Here is a 17,937-nt window from a genome sequence, read left to right as displayed (position 1 = left end):
CACTCGCCTGTGTGGCGTCGCTCACTTGGCCGTTTCCGTCACGAGCCGCTCGACGGCCTCGACGGCGTCGCCGATGGCGGCCGGGTTCTGGCCGCCGCCCTGGGCGACGTCGGGCTTGCCGCCACCGCCGCCGCCGAGGGTCTTGGCGGCCGTACGGACCAGGTCGCCGGCCTTGAGGCCGCGTTCGCGGGCGGCCTCGTTGGTGGCGATGACCGTGAGCGGCTTGCCGTTGTTGACCGTGAAGAGGGCGACCACGGCAGCCCGTCCGCCCTGGATGCGGCCGCGCACGTCGAGGACGAGCTTGCGCAGGTCGTCGGGGGTCGTACCGTCCGGGACCCGGCCGGTGACGACGGCGATGCCGCGGACGTCCTTGGCGGACTCGGCGAGACCGGCGGCGGCCTGGAGCACCTTCTCGGCGCGGAACTTCTCGATCTCCTTCTCGGCGTCCTTCAGCTTGCCGAGCATGGCGGAGACCTTCTCCGGGAGCTCCTCCGGGCGTCCCTTGATCAGCTCCTGGAGCTGGGCGACGACCGTGTGCTCGCGGGCGAGGAAGTTGTAGGCGTCGACGCCGACGAGGGCCTCGATACGGCGTACACCGGAACCGATGGACGACTCGCCGAGCAGCTTCACCAGGCCCAGCTGGGCGGTGTTGTGGACGTGCGTGCCGCCGCACAGTTCCTTGGAGAAGTCGCCGATGGTCACGACGCGCACGCGCTCGCCGTACTTCTCGCCGAACTCGGCGATGGCGCCCTGCTTCTTGGCCTCGTCGATGCCCATGACGTCGGCGCGCACGTCGAGGTCGCGGGCCAGGACCTCGTTGATCTTCTGCTCGACGTCGGTCATCACGGCCGTGGGAACGGCGGACGGGGAGCCGAAGTCGAAGCGGAAGCGGCCGGGCTGGTTCTCGGAACCGGCCTGGGCGGCCGTCGGGCCGAGGGCGTCGCGCAGCGCCTGGTGGGTGAGGTGCGTGGCCGAGTGGGCGCGGGCGATGGCCTTGCGGCGCCGGTCGTCGATGGAGGCGTGCGCCTTGGCGCCGACCGTCACCTCGCCGACCTGGACGACGCCCTTGTGGACGTAGACCCCGGGGACCGGCTTCTGGCAGTCGCGGATCTCGATGACGGCACCGGAGTCGACCTTGATGCGGCCGGTGTCGCCGATCTGGCCGCCGCCCTCGGCGTAGAACGGCGTGCGGTCGAGGACGATCTCGACCTCGTCGCCCTCGGTGGCGGCCGGGGAGGAGGCGCCGTCGACGAGGATGCCGACGATGGTGGACTCGCCCTCGGTGTCGGTGTAGCCGATGAAGTCGGTCTCGCCGACCTTGTCGGCGATCTCACGGTAGGCACCGGCGCCAGCGTGGCCGGTCTTCTTGGCCTGGGCGTCGGCCTTGGCGCGCTCCCGCTGCTCCTTCATCAGACGGCGGAAGCCGTCCTCGTCCACGGACAGCCCCTGTTCGGCGGCCATCTCGAGGGTGAGGTCGATCGGGAAGCCCCAGGTGTCGTGGAGCAGGAACGCCTTGTCGCCGGGAAGGACGGTCGACCCGGCGGCCTTCGTGTCCGTGACGGCGGTGTCGAGGATGTTGGTGCCGGCCTTCAGCGTCTTGAGGAAGGCGTTCTCCTCGGCGAGGGCTACCTTCTCGATGCGCTCGCGGTCGGTGACGAGCTCGGGGTACTGCTGGCCCATCATGCCGATCACGACGTCGATCAGGTCCTTGACGACCGGACCGGTGGCACCGAGCAGGCGCATGTTGCGGATGGCGCGGCGCATGATGCGGCGCAGGACGTAGCCGCGGCCCTCGTTGCCGGGGGTGACGCCGTCGCCGATGAGCATGGTGGCCGTACGCATGTGGTCGGTGACCACGCGCAGGGAGACGTCCGAGGCGTGGGCGTCGCCGTAGGCGACACCGGTCAGCTCGGTGGCCTTCTTGATGACGGCCATGGAGGTGTCGATCTCGTACATGTTCTGCACGCCCTGCAGAATCATGGCGAGTCGCTCCAGGCCGAGGCCCGTGTCGATGTTCTTGCTCGGGAGGTCGCCGAGGATCTCGAAGTTGTCCTTGCCGGTGCCCTCGCCGCGCTCGTACTGCATGAAGACGAGGTTCCAGATCTCCACGTACCGCTCGTCGTTGACGGCGGGGCCGCCCTCGACGCCGAACTCCGGGCCGCGGTCGTAGTTGATCTCGGAACAGGGACCGCACGGACCCGGGACGCCCATGGACCAGAAGTTGTCCTTCATGCCGAGGCGCTGGATGCGCTCCATGGGCACACCGACGACCTCGTGCCAGATGCGCTCGGCCTCGTCGTCGTCCTTGTAGACGGTGATCCACAGACGCTCGGGGTCGAGGCCGTAACCGCCCTTGTCCTGGGGGCTGGTGAGCAGCTCCCAGGCGAGCTTGATGGCGCCTTCCTTGAAGTAGTCGCCGAAGGAGAAGTTGCCGCACATCTGGAAGAACGTGCCGTGCCGGGTGGTCTTGCCGACCTCTTCGATGTCGGGCGTGCGCACGCACTTCTGCACGCTGGTGGCGCGCGGGTAGGGCGGCTTGACCTCACCCAGGAAGTACGGCTTGAAGGGCACCATGCCGGCGGGGACGAGGAGCAGAGTCGGGTCGTCCGCGATGAGCGACGCCGAAGGGACGACGGTGTGCCCGCGCTCCTCGAAGAAGCTCAGCCAGCGGCGGCGAATCTCGGCCGACTCCATCAGTGGTCCTCATTCCGGTTGTACGAGTACGTCGGGTTCTCGATGTACTTCGGGTTGCTTCGGTCGTTCTCGATGGCGGCGTGCCGCCGGGGCGCGGGGAGTTCGGGGCTCTCCTTGATGCCGAGCGCGTCCTCCAACTCGGCCTCCCGCTGGGCCATGTTGTCGCGGACATCGAGGGCGAAGCCCACCGCGCGGTCCTTCAGCCGCTGTCCCGTCTCCAGGGCCTTGTTCGCGGCGGTGGCGGCAAGGCTCTCCGGGGTGAGCTGCTTGAGCTTGCGGTTGACCTTGGTGGTGGCCCACACACCGGCGGCGACACCCGTGCTGAACCAGAACGTACGGCGGAACATCGCTCGGTCTCAGTCCTTACTTCCGCTTGCGTCGTGCGGCAGGGACCGTCCGGCCCACGATCACGGTACGCCGGGGAGAGTCGGCAGGCGCGTCCTCCTGTTTGCGGCCGCCGAGGGCCCGGCGCACGCCGTAGCCGAAGGCCGCGACCTTGACCAGGGGGCCGCCGAAGGTGGAGGCGACGGTGGTCGACAGCGCGGAGGCGTTCGACGTGACCTCCTGGACGTCGGAGGCGATCGCGTCGACCCGGTCGATCTGGGTCTGGGCGGAGCGCACCGCCGTGGAGGCCTCTGCCAGGAGCGGGACGGCCTGATCGGTCACGTCGGCTACGAGCTTGGTGGTCGCCTTGAGCGTCTGGGCCAGCCTCACCAGGGCGACGGCGAGGAAGGAGACCAGGATCGCCCAGAAGACAGCCACCAGGATCCCGGCAACTTCTCCACCGGACACTGTGTGCACCCGCTCCCTAAGCGTCTGTACCTGTCATTGAACCTGGGTTCTGAACCTAGTATTGAACCTGGTTCCGAGGCTGAGCCTATCGCGCCGGGCGCAGCGCTCCGTACCGCATTACGAGCATGCGAAAGCCCGCCGCCTCCCCCACCCGGAAGGGCGGGGGAGACGACGGGCTCAGGCGCAGAAGTCCTACGACCGCTGAAGGATCAACGGGCGTAGTACTCGACGACGAGCTGCTCGTCGCAGATCACCGGGATCTCCTTGCGGTTCGGCTCACGGTCCAGGCGGAACGCCAGGGCCTTGAGGTTCACCTGGAGGTAGCGCGGGGTCTCACCCTCGGGGGCGAAGCCACCCTCGCGGGCGATCGAGAAGAGGGTCTTCTCGCGGCTGCGCTCGCGGACCATCACGACGTCGTCCGGCTTGACGCGGAAGGACGGCTTGTCGACCTTCTGGCCGTTGACCTCGATGTGGCCGTGAACGACCATCTGACGGGCCTGGTAGATGGTGCGGGCGATGCCCGAACGCAGGACCAGGGCGTCGAGACGGCGCTCGAGCTCCACGATCAGGGCCTCACCGGTCTTGCCCTGAACCTTGGACGCGCGCTCGTAGGCGCGGACCAGCTGGCGCTCGGAGATGTCGTACTGCGCGCGCAGACGCTGCTTCTCCAGCAGACGGACCTTGTAGTCCGAGTTCTGCTTGCGGCCACGGCCGTGCTCACCCGGCGGGTAGGGACGGGCCTCGAAGTACTTGACGGCCTTCGGGGTCAGCGCGATGCCGAGGGCACGCGACTTCTTGACCTTGGGGCGGGACTGGTTCGCCACAATCTCTCATTTCTCAGTGTTCGGCTTGTCAGGGTTGAGGGAGGTCGCATCCGCAGCCGGGGAAACCCATCGGGTCCACTGGGGACCCTCCGGGCAGCCGCTCCCCTGGTCTGGGCACATACGTGCAGCACGCGAGTGGCCCACCGACCATTCCCGTCGTGCGACGAGTGGTGGTGGGCTGCCCGCGACACCATTCGAACGGTGCGCGACGCTCCTGGAGCCGGTCCGAGGACCGGAGCTCCGGCTGACCGTCCCGTTCTGACTGCACGGGACACAGCACTTCGAGCGAGTCTACAGGCTGCTCAGGACCGCCTGCGACGGAGGTGCTTCCTGGTCCACTCCACGGCGTCCGCGTACCGCGCCTCGGCGCCGTGCCGGGTCGGGGTGTAGTACTCGCGGTCCTTGAGGGCGTCCGGCGCGTACTGCTGCTCGGCGATGCCCTCCGCCAGGTCGTGCGGATACACGTACCCCTGAGCGTGCCCGAGCTTGGCGGCGCCCTTGTAGTGCCCGTCGCGCAGATGGGGCGGGACGGGGCCCGCCAGTCCCTTGCGTACGTCGTCCAGGGCGGCGCCGATCGCGGTGGTCGCGGCGTTGGACTTGGGGGCGAGGGCGAGGGCGATGGTGGCGTGGCTGAGGGTGAGGGCGGCCTCCGGGAAGCCGATCATGGCGACGGCCTGGGCGGCGGCGACGGCTATGGGCAGCGCGTTGGGGTCGGCGAGGCCGATGTCCTCGCTGGCGGAGATCATCAGGCGGCGGGCGATGAAGCGGGGGTCCTCGCCGGCCTCGATCATGCGGGCCAGGTAGTGCAGGGCGGCGTCGACGTCGGAGCCCCGGATGGACTTGATGAGGGCGCTGGCGACGTCGTAGTGCTGGTCGCCGTCGCGGTCGTACTTCACGGCGGCCCGGTCGACCGTCTCCTCCAGCGTCTGGAGAGCGATCTGCGACTCGCCCTTGTCGAGGGCGGCCCCGGCGGCGGCCTCCAGGGCGGTCAGGGCGCGGCGGGCGTCACCGCCGGCGATGCGCAGCAGGTGGGCCTCGGTGTCCTCGGGGAGGGTGACGGAGCCGCCCAGACCTCGCTCGTCGGTGAGGGCGCGCTTGATCAGGCCGCGCAGGTCGTCGTCGGTGAGGGGTTCGAGGGTGAGGAGGAGGGAGCGGGACAGCAGGGGGGAGATGACCGAGAAGTACGGGTTCTCGGTGGTCGCCGCGATCAGGGTCACCCAGCGGTTCTCGACGGCCGGGAGGAGGGAGTCCTGCTGGGCCTTGCTGAAGCGGTGGATCTCGTCGAGGAAGAGGACGGTCTCCTTGCCGAAACCGCCGGTGGCGCGGCGGGCGCCGTCGATGACCGCGCGGACCTCCTTCACCCCGGCGGTGATGGCGGACAGCTCGACGAAGCGCTTGTTGGTGGCCTTGGAGACGACGTACGCCAGGGTGGTCTTGCCGGTGCCGGGCGGGCCCCAGAGGATCACCGACGACGGCCCAGCCGGGCCCTTGGCTCCCTCGCCGACCAGTCGGCGAAGGGGCGAGCCCGGCTTGAGCAGGTGCTGCTGGCCCACGACCTCGTCCAGGGTGCGCGGGCGCATGCGCACCGCCAGGGGACTGCCGGCGGGGTCCTTCTCCTGGCGTTCTTCTGCGGCGGCGGTGAACAGGTCGGGCTCCACGTTGGAAACCCTAAATCACGGCACTGACATCGACGCCGGAGCGGGTCGTCAGGCCCAGAGCTGGCTGCCCCAGCGGGTGAGGATCAGCATGACGATGACGCCGCAGTGCGTCACCGGCAGCACCCAGGTGAACTCGGCGAGGAAGTTCTTCAGCGGACGCGGGGCAGGCAGGAAACCGTTGCGGACGTTGAACGAGGTCAGGTACCAGAACATCGTGATCGTCGCGGCCCAGGCGAGCGAGCACCACAGGCACAGCGCGTTGATGCGGTAGAGCGACTGGAACATCAGCCACGTACAAAAGACGACACCGAAGAGCGTGCCGGCGTTGAAGGTCAGCCAGTACCAGCGCGGGAAGCGGGCGCGGGCGAGCAGGCTCATGCCGACGCAGATGACGATGCCGTAGCAGACGAGGCCCAGCATGGGGTTGGGGAACCCGAAGACGGACGCCTGCTTGCTCTCCATGATGCTGCCGCAGGAGACGATCGGGTTGAGACTGCAGCCGGGCGTGAAGGTCTTGCCCTCGACCTTGGCCTCGAGGATCTTGAACTTGTCGATCGTGATGACCCACGCAGCAAGAAGCCCCGCCGCGCCGGTGATCACCAGCATCAGGGCGAACGCACGGCTGCCGCCCACCGAACCGGACGCGGGCTCGGCACGCTCCGGCTCGGGTTCGGTGGAGACGTCTTTGACTGTCGTCTTGCTCATCACGCCGATTCCGTCACTTGAGAGTTGGACCTTCTCCGGGCACGGCACATTGTGCCGTACACGCACGCGTGCCCGCCGTTCACTGGGCATAAGGAAATACGCGCGATCGCGTGAAGGCGCTCGGTTCAGGACACTCTCGGAACAGCAAAGGAGGGGGACCCGGCCCGGTCCCCCTCCTTGTGGGAATTCAGCCCAATCGGGCTTCCAGTTCCGCCACGATCTCGTTGACGCCGATGGCCGTCTGCTCACCGGACTCCATGTCCTTGAGCTGGACGACGCCCTCGGCGAGGTCGCGTTCGCCGGCGACGATCGTGTAGCGGGCGCCGCTGCGGTTGGCGTTCTTCATGGCGCCCTTGAGGCCCTTGCCGCCGTAGGAGAAGTCCGCCGCGATGCCGACCTTGCGCAGCTCGGTGACCTTGGCGAACAGGACCCGGCGGGCCTCCTCGCCGAGCGGTACCGCGAACACGCTGGTGGACGCCGGGAGTTCGAGCTCCACGCCCTCCGCCTCCAGGGCGAGGACGGTGCGGTCGACGCCGAGGGCCCAGCCGACGGACGGCAGGGCGGGGCCGCCGATCATCTCGGACAGACCGTCGTAGCGGCCGCCGCCGCCCACCGCGGACTGGGAGCCCAGACCGTCGTGGACGAACTCGAAGGTCGTACGCGTGTAGTAGTCCAGGCCGCGCACCAGCTTCGGGTCGTCCTCGAAGGAGACGCCCGCCGCCGTGATCAGCTCGCGGACCTCCTCGTGGTACGCCTTGCAGGCGTCGCAGAGGTAGTCGCGCAGCAGCGGGGCGTCCCCGAGCTGCTTCTGGACCGACTCGCGCTTGTCGTCCAGGACGCGGAGCGGGTTGATCTCGGCGCGACGGCGCGTGTCCTCGTCGATGTCCAGGCCGCGCAGGAAGTCCTGCAGCGCCGCTCGGTACACCGGGCGGCACTCCTTGTCGCCCAGGCTGTTGAGCAGGATCCGGAAGTTGCTGAGGCCGAGCGATCGGTAGGCCTGGTCGGCCAGGATGATCAGCTCGGCGTCCAGCGCCGGGTCCTCGGCGCCGATGGCCTCGGCGCCGACCTGGGAGAAGTGCCTGTAACGGCCCTTCTGGGGGCGCTCGTAGCGGTAGTAGGAGCCGGAGTACCAGAGCTTGACCGGAAGGTTGCCCGCCTTGTGCAGGTTGGCCTCCAGCGCCGCGCGCAGGACCGAGGCCGTGCCCTCGGGGCGCAGGGCGAGCTTGTCGCCGCCCTTGGTCTCGAAGGCGTACATCTCCTTGGTCACGATGTCGGTGGACTCGCCGACGCCGCGCGCGAACAGTTCGACGCTCTCGAAGCCGGGCGTCTCGATGTAGCCGTAGCCGGAGTTGCGCAGCGGTGCCGCGATCGCCTCACGGACGGCCAGGTACTTGGCGGAGTCCGGCGGGATCAGGTCGTACGTGCCCTTGGGGGCCTGAAAGGTGCTCACGGAGGTCTCTCGTCACATTCCTCGTCGGGGAGCCGGCTGAGCTCCCTGGCCGGCGGCCACCTGCCGCAGATACGGGTTGGTGGCGCGCTCCTGGCCGATGGTCGTCTGGGGGCCGTGGCCGGACAGCACCACGGTCGAGTCGTCGAGCGGCAGGCACACGCGTGCCAGCGAGTCGAGGATCTCGGCCATGTCGCCGCCGGGCAGGTCGGTGCGTCCGATGGAGCCGGCGAACAGCAGGTCGCCCGAGAACAGGATCGGCGGGATGTCCGCCGCCTCGGGGAGGCCGAAGGTCACCGACCCCTTGGTATGGCCCGGCGCGTGCGCGACGGTCAGCTCCAGTCCGGCCAGCTCCAGCTTCGAGCCGTCGGTCAGCTCCTTGACGTCGTCCGGCTCCCCGATGGTCAGCTCGCCCATCAACGGCATCCCGATGGAGCGGCCGAGCGCCTTCTCCGGGTCGCTCATCATGTACCGGTCCTCGGGGTGGATCCAGGCCGGTACGTCGTGCGCACCGCACACCGGGACGACCGAGGCCACGTGGTCGAGGTGGCCGTGGGTGAGGACGACGGCGACGGGCTTGAGCCGATGCTTCTTCAGCGCTTCCTCGACTCCTGGGGCCGCCTCGTGGCCCGGGTCGATGATCACGCACTCCTCACCGGCGGCGGGGGCGACGAGATAACAGTTCGTCCCCCAGGCCCCGGCGGGGAACCCGGCAATGAGCACGATCGTCCTTCGTTTGTGTCGACACAGGTGGGTTGTCGGCGGGCTCCGCCTGTCGTCAGAGCCTACCGGCGCTGCCGATTCCTCAGCGAACCCATATACGGTACGGGGCACACGCGGGCGATCGGCTCATTGGGCGCACGCGTACCGGTCGACACACACGACGCATGAGGAGAGAACCCGGTGGTCAGCCAGGAACAGCGGCGGCGTCAGCTCGCCCGGGAGAAGTTCTTGCGGCAGCAGCAGCGGCGCACGGCCGCGCGGCGCAAGGCGCGCACGCGCAACGCGGCGATCGCGTCGGCGCTCGCGGTGGTCATCATCGGCAGCCTCGCGCTGTACACGACCGGGGTCCTCAAGGGCGACGACGACAGCAAGACGAACGCGAACGCGGAGGTCACGCCCAGCGCGACCAGCAAGGCCCCGGACCCGTGCGAGAAGCCAGCCGCGGGCAAGGTCAAGAAGGCCACCTGGAAGAAGGAGCCGGAGATGACCATCGACAAGTCGGCGAAGTACACGATGAAGCTGGCGACGACATGCGGTGACATAGACATCGCGCTCAAGGCGTCGGCGGCGCCGCACACCGTCAACTCGTTCAACTTCCTCGCCGGGAAGGGCTACTTCGACCACTCCAAGTGCCACCGGCTGACCGACAGCCAGATCTATGTGCTGCAGTGCGGCGACCCGACGGGCACCGGCACGGGTGGTCCCGGGTACACGATTCCGGACGAGAACCTGAAGGACAAAAGCCTCAAGGGCAACATCTACCCCGCGGGCACCGTCGCGATGGCGAACACCGGCCAGAAGCACACCGGCGGCAGCCAGTTCTTCCTCGTCTACCAGGACAGTCAGCTTCCGCCGAGCTACACACCGTTCGGTACCGTTTCCGAATCCGGCATGAAGGTACTCAAGAAGATTGCGGACGCCGGGGCCCAGCCTGCCGACCCCACGACCCAGAACACCGCACCCAACGCGACGGTCGTGATCAACAAGGCGACGGTCACCAAATCCTGACCGCCAGCTGGGAAATTTCGGTCGCGCGGGATGCGGACAGGCAACCCGCCGGTCGCCTATGTTGGCCGTGACGAAACTGTGGACGATGCCCGGGGGAACACAAGCCCCTCGCAGGCATCATGTGGAGGAGGCGCTGTGAGCAGCGACCCGTGGGGCCGCGTCGACGAGACGGGGACCGTGTACGTGCGTACGGCCGACGGCGAGCAGGTCGTCGGTTCCTGGCAGGCCGGCTCCCCCGAGGAGGCGTTGGCCTACTTCGAGCGCAAGTACGAGGGCCTGGTTGTCGAGATCGGCCTCCTCGAGAAGCGAGTGAAGACCACCGACCTGTCGGCGAAGGACGCCCAGGCAGCGATCGACCACATCCGGGAGCAGGTCGACGCCCACCACGCGGTCGGCGACCTGGACGCCCTGCGGACCCGCCTGGACAAGCTGGTCGAGACCGTCGAGAAGCGCCGCGAGGAGCGCAAGGCGCAGCGGGCGAAGCAGTCGGACGAGGCGCGCCACGCCAAGGAGGCGCTGGTCGTCGAGGCCGAGGAGCTGGCGCAGTCCGACCAGTGGCGGGCCGCCGGTGAGCGGCTGCGGGCCCTGGTGGACACCTGGAAGGGTCTGCCGCGGCTGGACCGCAAGTCGGACGACGAGCTGTGGCACCGCTTCTCGCACGCCCGGTCGGCGTTCTCCAAGCGTCGCAAGGCGCACTTCGCGCAGCTGGACGCGCAGCGCGAGGAGGCCCGCAAGACCAAGGAGCGGCTGGTCGCGGAGGCCGAGGCGCTGTCCGGTTCGACGGACTGGGGTCCGACGGCGGCGCGCTACCGCGAGCTGATGTCGGAGTGGAAGGCCGCGGGCCGCGCCCAGCGTGAGCACGAGGACGACCTGTGGAACCGCTTCCGCGGCGCCCAGGACATCTTCTTCGCCGCCCGCAGCTCGGTCTTCGCCGAGCGCGACGCCGAGCAGGCGGAGAACCTGAAGCTGAAGGAGGAGCTGGCCGAGGAGGCCGAGAAGCTCCTGCCGATCGGCGACCTGAAGGCCGCACGCGCCGCCTTCCGCTCGATCAACGAGCGCTGGGAGGCCATCGGCCATGTGCCGCGCGACGCCCGGCCGAAGGTCGAGGGCCGGATGCACGCCGTGGAGCGGGCCATCCAGGAGGCCGAGGAGGCCGAGTGGCGCCGGACCAACCCGGAGGCACGCGCGCGTGCCGAGGGTCTGACCGGTCAGCTCCAGGCCGCCGTGGACAAGCTGAGGGGCCAGATCGAGCAGGCACGCGCCCAGGGCAACAACGCCAAGGCCGACAAGCTGGAGCGTGAGCTGGAGGGCCGCCAGGCGCTGCTTGACCAGGCGCTGAAGGGTCTGCAGGAGTTCGGCGGCTGACAGCCCGGACGACAGCCTTTTACGACGAGAAGGGCCCCGTACCTCGTGTACGGGGCCCTTCTCGTCGTATGCCTTGGCCGGCTGCCTCGTAGTCTGCCTTACGACCGGCTGCGCGCCGACGTCACGCGGTACACGTCGTACACGCCCTCGACGCCCCTGACCGCCTTCAGGACGTGCCCGAGGTGCTTCGGGTCGCCCATCTCGAAGGTGAAGCGGGAGGTGGCGACGCGGTCGCGGGAGGTCTGGACGGCCGCGGAGAGGATGTTGACGTGCTGGTCGGACAGGACGCGGGTGACGTCCGACAGGAGCCGGGAGCGGTCCAGGGCCTCGACCTGGATGGCGACCAGGAAGACCGAGGACTGGGTGGGTGCCCACTCGACCTCGAGGATGCGCTCGGGCTCACGGGACAGTGACTCCACGTTCACGCAGTCGCTGCGGTGAACCGATACTCCGCTACCGCGCGTGACGAAGCCGATGATCGGGTCACCGGGTACGGGTGTACAGCAGCGGGCCAGCTTGACCCACACGTCCTCGACGCCCTTGACGATGACGCCCGGGTCGGCGCTGGAGCGGCGTTTGCGGCTGCGACCACGGGTCGGCGGGACCGCCTCGTCGATCTCCTCGGTGGCGGCCTCCTCGCCGCCGAGCGCCTGGACGAGCTTCTGTACGACGTTCTGCGCGGAGACGTGGCCCTCACCGATCGCCGCGTACAGCGCGGAGATGTCCGGGTAGCGCATCTCGTGCGCCAGCGTGACCAGCGAGTCGCCGGTCAGGATGCGCTGGATCGGCAGGTTCTGCTTGCGCATCGCCCGGACGATCGCGTCCTTGCCCTGCTCGATCGCCTCGTCGCGGCGCTCCTTGGAGAACCACGCCCGGATCTTGTTGCGGGCACGCGGCGACTTGACGAAGCCGAGCCAGTCGCGCGAGGGGCCCGCGCCGGCCGCCTTCGAGGTGAAGACCTCGACCAAGTCGCCGTTGTCCAGGGTGGATTCGAGCGGGACCAGACGTCCGTTGACCCTCGCGCCTATCGTGCGATGGCCGACCTCGGTGTGGACGGCGTACGCGAAGTCGACAGGGGTCGCGCCGGCCGGGAGCGCTATGACATCGCCCTTGGGGGTGAAGACGAAGACCTCGTTGCGGGACAGGTCGAAGCGCAGGGACTCCAGGAACTCGCCCGGGTCCTCCGTCTCCTTCTGCCAGTCCAGCAGCTGGCGCAGCCACGCCATGTCGTTGAGGTGGTCGTCCTTGCCCTTGCCGGACGACCTGGGCGCGTCGGTGCGGACCTTGGAGGCGCCGGCGACGGCCTCCTGCTTGTACTTCCAGTGCGCGGCGATGCCGTACTCGGCGCGGCGGTGCATGTCGAACGTACGGATCTGGAGTTCGACGGGCTTGCCGTTGGGGCCGATGACCGTCGTGTGCAGCGACTGGTACATGTTGAACTTGGGCATCGCGATGTAGTCCTTGAACCGGCCGGGGACCGGGTTCCATCGCGCGTGCACGGTGCCGAGGGCGGCGTAACAGTCGCGGACCGTGTCGACAAGTACACGAATACCCACCAGGTCGTAGATCTCCGCGAAGTCGCGACCGCGGACGATCATCTTCTGGTAGACGCTGTAGTAGTGCTTCGGGCGGCCGGTGACGGTCGCCTTGATGCGGGCGGCGCGCAGGTCCTGCTGGACCTCGTCGGTCACTATGGCCAGGTACTCGTCACGCTTCGGTGCCCTTTCGGCCACCAGCCGGACGATCTCGTCGTACATCTTGGGGTAGAGGATCGCGAACGCGAGGTCCTCCAGCTCCCACTTGATGGTGTTCATGCCCAGGCGATGGGCGAGGGGCGCGTAGATCTCCAGGGTCTCGCGCGCCTTCTTCTCCTGCTTCTCGCGCTTGAGGTAGCGCATGGTGCGCATGTTGTGCAGGCGGTCGGCGAGCTTGATGACCAGGACACGCGGGTCCTTGGCCATGGCTACGACCATCTTGCGCACGGTTTCGGCCTGCGCGGCCTCGCCGAACTTGACCTTGTCCAGCTTGGTGACGCCGTCCACGAGCAGGGCGACCGAGTCGCCGAAGTCGCGGCGGAGCTGGTCGAGGCCGTACTCGGTGTCCTCGACGGTGTCGTGCAGCAGGCCCGCCATCAGGGTGGCGGGATCCATGCCCAGCTCGGCGAGGATGGTGGTGACCGCGAGCGGGTGGGTGATGTACGGGTCGCCGCTCTTGCGCTTCTGGCCGCGGTGCCAGCGTTCGGCGACCTGGTAGGCGCGCTCGATCTGGCGGAGCGTCGACGTCTCGATCTTCGGGTCGTTGCTGCGGACTATCCGCAGCAGCGGTTCCAGCACCGGGTTGTACGGGTTGGAGCGCTGGACGCCGAGGCGGGCGAGGCGGGCGCGGACGCGGTTGGAGGAGCCGGTGCGGGCGGGCTGGCCGGTGTTAGGGCGTACCGGTGGGGTCGCGGAGCGCTCGGGCGGTGCCGGCTTGGGGCGGGCCTGCTCGGCGGGCTTGTCGACGGGCGCGGACTGGGCATGCTCGACCGTCCCGCGCGGGTCGTTCTTCGCGTGCGACGCGTTCGGCGCGGGCTTCGCCGCGGGCGCCGAGGCGGACTCGGGCTTGGCGGCGGTCAGGTGCTGGGCCTCGTCTGGCAAGAGGGCTCCTCGTGCGCGATCCGGGTCCCCCGGTCAGGCTCCGGAGACCCCATGGTAGCGATCCTGGGCCCCAGGATCGCCTTCAGGCCGATGTGAGGGCCGTCTACCCGTGAAACGCGAGGGGCTGCGGTGGGATTCCTGCGGCGCTGACGGGGCGGTGGGGCAGAGGTGGCGCGAGCGTTGCTTGCGGCTGTCGCAGGGGTTGCACACGTTCCACGGGGGCGGCGCATGCGGCGCGGGCGGCGCGTATTTCGAGCCAGGTGGTGGCTCTCTCACAAGTGTTGCATCAATGCGCGTCACGGGTGGTGCTCACCTGGCGCGTGACGCAGACCCTCACGTCCCAGGCGTGACACTCGCCCACCCCGCGGGCGGAGCGTCCCGGACATGCGTATGCCGCGCGCCTCGGAGCGAGGTGCGCGGCATACGTTGCGGTGTCAATGCCCCGTGTGATGCGAAGCGCCTTGGGTCAGACCTTGAGCAGTGACTCCAGGGGGGCTCCGGCCAGGGCCGGTTCCAGGCGGGCCCGGCCGCCGAGGAAGCCGAGTTCCATCAGGACGGCCAAGCCGGCCACCTCGGCGCCGGCCCGGCGGATCAGCTGGATCGAGGCCTCGGCGGTGCCGCCCGTCGCCAGGACGTCGTCGATGACCAGGACGCGGTCATCCGACGTCAGGTCCTCGGCGTGCACCTCGATCTCCGCGGAGCCGTACTCCAGGTCGTACGCCTGGCTGAGCGTCGCACCGGGAAGCTTGCCCGCCTTGCGCACCGGGATGAAGCCGACGCCCGCGCGGACGGCGACGGGGGCGCCGAGGATGAAGCCGCGGGCCTCCAGGCCGACGATCTTCGTGGCGCCGGTGTTCCCGGCGATCTCGGCCAGTGCGTCGGTGAGCGCCGTGAACGCCGCCGGGTCCGCCAGGAGCGGCGTGATGTCCTTGAACATCACGCCCGGCTCCGGATAGTCGGCCACGTCACGGATACGGCTGAGCAGGAGCGTCGTGACGTCTGCGAGCTCGGTCATCGGCGCTTCCCCGAGGGTCGGCCACGGCCCCGGCCGCGGGACGCGGGCTGATTGCGCGGGCCGACGACCGCGGGGGCTGCGTCATCCTGCTCGTCGGTGTCCACTTCGCCGGTGACCTGCGCGGTCGGCGACTCGCCCTGCGCCGCGGTCTGGGCGCGCTTGGCGAGCACGCGCTTCCTCAGGGCCTTCATCGGCGGCTCGCGCTCCTTGAGGTCGGCGACGAGCGGCGTGGCGATGAAGATCGAGGAGTACGCACCGGCCGCGAGGCCGACGAACAGCGACAGCGAGATGTCGTTGAGCATGCCGGCGCCGAGGAAACCGCCACCGATGAACAGCAGGCCGGCCACCGGCAGCAGGGCGACCACCGTGGTGTTGACCGAGCGGACCAGGGTGCTGTTGATCGAGCGGTTGGCGATGTCGCTGTAGGTCCAGCGGGTCTGCTTGGTGATGTCCTTCGTCTGCTCCTTGAGGCTGTCGAAGACGACGACCGTGTCGTAGAGCGAGTAACCGAGGATCGTCAGCAGACCGATCACCGTACCCGGCGTGACCTCGAAGCCGACGAGGGCGTAGATGCCGACCGTGATGGTGATGTCGTGGATCAGGGCGACGAACGCGGCGAGTGCCATGCGCCACTCGAACGCGATCGCCAGATAGATCACCACGAGGACCAGGAAGATGCCGAGGCCCTGCCAGGCCTTGTTGGCGATCTGTTCACCCCAGCTGGGGCCGACGAGTTCGCCGGTGACGTCCTTCTCCGCGACACCCAGGTCCTTGGCCAGCTGTGCGGAGACCTTGTTGGCCTCGGTGGTGTCGATGCCCGCGACCTGGATGCGAAGCGTGGCCTTGTCGCCGCTGCCGAGCTTCTGGACGATCGCGTCGTGGCCGGACGCCTCTTCCGCGTACTCCTGCGCCTGGGCCACCGAGACGGTGCTCGGGGTGTTGAAGACGGCTCCGCCCTGGAACTCGATGCCCATGTTCAGGCCGCGCACCGCCAGGCCGACGATGGCCGTGATGGTGATCAGGATCGAGATGCCGTACCAGATCTTGCGGTTGCCGACGAAGTCGTAGCCGACCTCGCCACGGTGCAGTCGGGCGCCGAGGTTGCCGAGCTTCGACATCTCACGCCTCCTTCGTCTCGATGGGGGCGGAGGGACGGCGGGTGCGACGCAGCGGCGGCTGGGCACCCAGTCGCTTGGGATCGAGGCCCGACCAGCTGTGCCCGCTCGCGAAGAACTTGCTGCGCGCCAGGATCGTCAGCAGCGGCTTGGTGAACAGGAACACCACGACCACGTCGAGGAGGGTGGTCAGGCCGAGCGTGAACGCGAAGCCCTGGACCTTGCCGACGGTGACGACGAACAGCACTGCGGCGGCGAGGAACGACACGAAGTCGGAGACCAGGATGGTGCGCCGGGCGCGCGGCCAGGCCCGCTCGACGGCGGGGCGCAGCGAACGGCCCTCGCGGATCTCGTCGCGGACGCGTTCGAAGTAGACGATGAACGAGTCCGCGGTGATGCCGATGGCGACGATGGCACCGCAGACGGCCGGCAGGTTGAGCGCGAAGCCGATGGTCGGGCCGAGCAACGCCATGATCGTGTACGTCAGGGCCGCGGAGACCAGCAGCGAGAGGATCGCGATCAACGACAGGCCGCGGTAGTAGACCAGCAGGTAGATGATGACCAGGGCCAGACCGATCGCACCGGCGATCAGGCCGGCCTTCAGCTGCTCACCGCCGAGCGCCGGGGACACCGTGGTGACGCTGTCCTCGCTGAAGGTCAGCGGCAGGGCGCCGTACGACAGCATGTTGGCGAGGCTCTGGGACGACTCCTGGTCGAAGTTGCCGGAGATCTCGGCGCTGCCACCGGTCAGGGCCTGCCTGACGTACGGGTCGGAGACGACCTCGCCGTCCAGGACGATGGCGAACTGGTTCTGCGGCTGCTGGTTCTTGGCCAGCTTGCCGGTGATGGAGGCGAACTTCTTGCTGCCCGTGTCCGTGAACTTCATGGTCACGATCCAGCCGGCACCGCCCTGGGTGTCGAAGACCGCCTTGGCGTCGTCGACGTCCGTGCCGTCGACCTCGGCGGGGCCGAGGATGTACTTCTGCCACTGACCCGACGAGTTCTGACCGCAGGCGACCGTGTAGTCGGTGGGCTTGGCGTTCTCTCCCGCCTTGGCGCGGACTGCTTCCTTCCGGCAGTCCAGCGCGGCGTACTGCGCTTCGAGCTTGCTGCTCGCGCCGTCGCCCGAGGGGCTGCTGCTCGCGGACGGGGAGGCGCTGGACGAGGCGCTCGCGGACGGCGTGGAGTCGGCCTTGAGGGCGTCGCTGACGGCGCGGCCCTGCGTGGTGGAGCTCGGCGAGGGGCTGCCGGAGGGGGACGCGGAGGAGGTGGCCTTGTCGGTGGAGTCACCCGACGCGCTGCTGGAGGCGCTCGGCGACGGGGTGGGCGTCGCGCCGCCGCCGGACACCTCGGTGGCGATCACCGGACGGAAGTACAGCTTGGCGGTGGTGCCGACCTGTGCCCGGGCTTCCTTGGAGTTCGTGCCCTTGGGGATGTTGACGATGATGTTCTTGTCGCCCTGGGTCTGAACCTCCGCTTCCGAGACACCCAGACCATTGACACGGCGCTCCATGATCTGGACCGCGGTGTTCATGTTGGTCTTGTTGATCGCGGATTCCTGACCGGGCTCGGCTTCCGCGCGGAGCGTGATGCTCGTGCCGCCTGCCAGGTCGATGCCAAGACGCGGAGTGGTGTGCCCCGAGGCGAACATCCCCCCGGTGAGCGCCGCGATGGCGATCAGGATCAGGGCCAGCGAGCGCCCTGGCTTGCTCTGGGCGCTCGCGTTCCGGCCCTTCTTAGGTGCTGCCACCTTCTCGTACTCCCTCTCGGGCCGCCTCGCGCCGGATCAGCGGGCGGGCGGCCATGACATGGTGTCGGGATCCCCGTGCGAGATCGGCATGCCCGGGGGCGGGGGGGGGGGGGCTGGGGGGAGCGGGAGAGGGGTGAGTTGTGGTGGGGGGGTCAGCGGTTCTTTTCTGTTTCTCTTTCCTCCTCCTCTTCGCGGGCCAAGCATC

14 protein-coding genes are annotated in these 17,937 nt (G+C 68.9%); 2 read left to right on the top strand and 12 right to left on the bottom strand.

The window, feature by feature from the left end; genetic code table 11:
* Window positions 1-21 precede the first annotated feature (21 nt).
* The 8 genes from alaS to ACZ7L6_RS36970 all read right to left on the bottom strand — a co-directional run bounded on the left by alaS (window position 22) and on the right by ACZ7L6_RS36970 (window position 8,843).
* A complete protein-coding gene (alaS, locus tag ACZ7L6_RS37005; RefSeq protein WP_471931773.1) occupies window positions 22-2,694 on the bottom strand; it encodes an alanine--tRNA ligase in 2,673 nt (890 codons plus the stop codon).
* A complete protein-coding gene (locus ACZ7L6_RS37000) occupies window positions 2,694-3,041 on the bottom strand; it encodes a hypothetical protein (protein ID WP_471931771.1) in 348 nt (115 codons plus the stop codon). The genes alaS and ACZ7L6_RS37000 overlap by 1 nt, the downstream gene beginning before the upstream one ends.
* A gap of 16 nt (window positions 3,042-3,057) precedes the next feature.
* On the bottom strand, window positions 3,058-3,495 hold the full coding sequence (locus ACZ7L6_RS36995; RefSeq protein ID WP_398827775.1) for a DUF948 domain-containing protein: 438 nt from the start codon (window positions 3,493-3,495) through the stop codon (window positions 3,058-3,060).
* A gap of 200 nt (window positions 3,496-3,695) precedes the next feature.
* Entirely contained in the window at window positions 3,696-4,310 is a 615-nt protein-coding gene (rpsD, locus tag ACZ7L6_RS36990) for a 30S ribosomal protein S4 (protein WP_433037720.1), read from the bottom strand.
* Between the two features lie 302 nt (window positions 4,311-4,612).
* Window positions 4,613-5,968 carry a replication-associated recombination protein A gene (locus tag ACZ7L6_RS36985; protein WP_471931769.1) on the bottom strand — a complete coding sequence of 452 codons (1,356 nt, stop codon included), beginning with the start codon at window positions 5,966-5,968 and terminating at the stop codon, window positions 4,613-4,615.
* A 48-nt stretch (window positions 5,969-6,016) separates the two neighbouring features.
* A complete protein-coding gene (locus tag ACZ7L6_RS36980) occupies window positions 6,017-6,673 on the bottom strand; it encodes a vitamin K epoxide reductase family protein (RefSeq protein ID WP_471931767.1) in 657 nt (218 codons plus the stop codon).
* 187 nt (window positions 6,674-6,860) lie between these two features.
* On the bottom strand, window positions 6,861-8,123 hold the full coding sequence (gene hisS, locus ACZ7L6_RS36975; RefSeq protein WP_471931765.1) for a histidine--tRNA ligase: 1,263 nt from the start codon (window positions 8,121-8,123) through the stop codon (window positions 6,861-6,863).
* Between the two features lie 12 nt (window positions 8,124-8,135).
* A complete protein-coding gene (locus ACZ7L6_RS36970; RefSeq protein WP_471931763.1) occupies window positions 8,136-8,843 on the bottom strand; it encodes an MBL fold metallo-hydrolase in 708 nt (235 codons plus the stop codon).
* A gap of 180 nt (window positions 8,844-9,023) precedes the next feature.
* On the opposite strand from ACZ7L6_RS36970, the gene ACZ7L6_RS36965 reads away from it, so the two are divergent.
* The gene (locus tag ACZ7L6_RS36965) at window positions 9,024-9,851 is read left to right on the top strand and encodes a peptidylprolyl isomerase (protein ID WP_471931761.1); all 828 of its coding nucleotides are present in this window, start codon (window positions 9,024-9,026) and stop codon (window positions 9,849-9,851) included.
* 135 nt (window positions 9,852-9,986) lie between these two features.
* The gene (locus ACZ7L6_RS36960) at window positions 9,987-11,216 is read left to right on the top strand and encodes a DUF349 domain-containing protein (protein WP_471931759.1); all 1,230 of its coding nucleotides are present in this window, start codon (window positions 9,987-9,989) and stop codon (window positions 11,214-11,216) included.
* 98 nt (window positions 11,217-11,314) lie between these two features.
* Here ACZ7L6_RS36960 and relA read toward each other — a convergent pair whose 3' ends face one another.
* The 4 genes from relA to secD all read right to left on the bottom strand — a co-directional run bounded on the left by relA (window position 11,315) and on the right by secD (window position 17,732).
* Entirely contained in the window at window positions 11,315-13,852 is a 2,538-nt protein-coding gene (relA, locus tag ACZ7L6_RS36955; RefSeq protein ID WP_471931757.1) for a GTP pyrophosphokinase, read from the bottom strand.
* 466 nt (window positions 13,853-14,318) lie between these two features.
* On the bottom strand, window positions 14,319-14,867 hold the full coding sequence (locus tag ACZ7L6_RS36950) for an adenine phosphoribosyltransferase (protein ID WP_471931755.1): 549 nt from the start codon (window positions 14,865-14,867) through the stop codon (window positions 14,319-14,321).
* A complete protein-coding gene (gene secF / locus ACZ7L6_RS36945; RefSeq protein WP_471931753.1) occupies window positions 14,864-15,985 on the bottom strand; it encodes a protein translocase subunit SecF in 1,122 nt (373 codons plus the stop codon). Before secF ends, ACZ7L6_RS36950 begins: the two co-directional genes overlap by 4 nt.
* A 1-nt stretch (window position 15,986) precedes the next feature.
* Entirely contained in the window at window positions 15,987-17,732 is a 1,746-nt protein-coding gene (gene secD, locus ACZ7L6_RS36940; protein WP_471931751.1) for a protein translocase subunit SecD, read from the bottom strand.
* Between the last annotated feature and the right edge of the window lie 205 nt (window positions 17,733-17,937).

Source organism: Streptomyces sp. NPDC107522, assembly GCF_055657525.1.
Note: the sequence above shows the minus strand (reverse complement) of the source record. Positions and strands in the feature narration are given on the sequence as shown.

What these genes read in the sequence shown, in the direction of transcription:
- secF (WP_471931753.1), bottom strand. Translation starts at nt 15,985, where the DNA reads ATGTCGAAGCTCGGCAACCTCGGCGCCCGACTGCACCGTGGCGAGGTC.
- ACZ7L6_RS36950 (WP_471931755.1), bottom strand. Translation starts at nt 14,867, where the DNA reads ATGACCGAGCTCGCAGACGTCACGACGCTCCTGCTCAGCCGTATCCGT.
- ACZ7L6_RS37000 (WP_471931771.1), bottom strand. Translation starts at nt 3,041, where the DNA reads ATGTTCCGCCGTACGTTCTGGTTCAGCACGGGTGTCGCCGCCGGTGTG.
- ACZ7L6_RS36980 (WP_471931767.1), bottom strand. Translation starts at nt 6,673, where the DNA reads ATGAGCAAGACGACAGTCAAAGACGTCTCCACCGAACCCGAGCCGGAG.
- alaS (WP_471931773.1), bottom strand. Translation starts at nt 2,694, where the DNA reads ATGGAGTCGGCCGAGATTCGCCGCCGCTGGCTGAGCTTCTTCGAGGAG.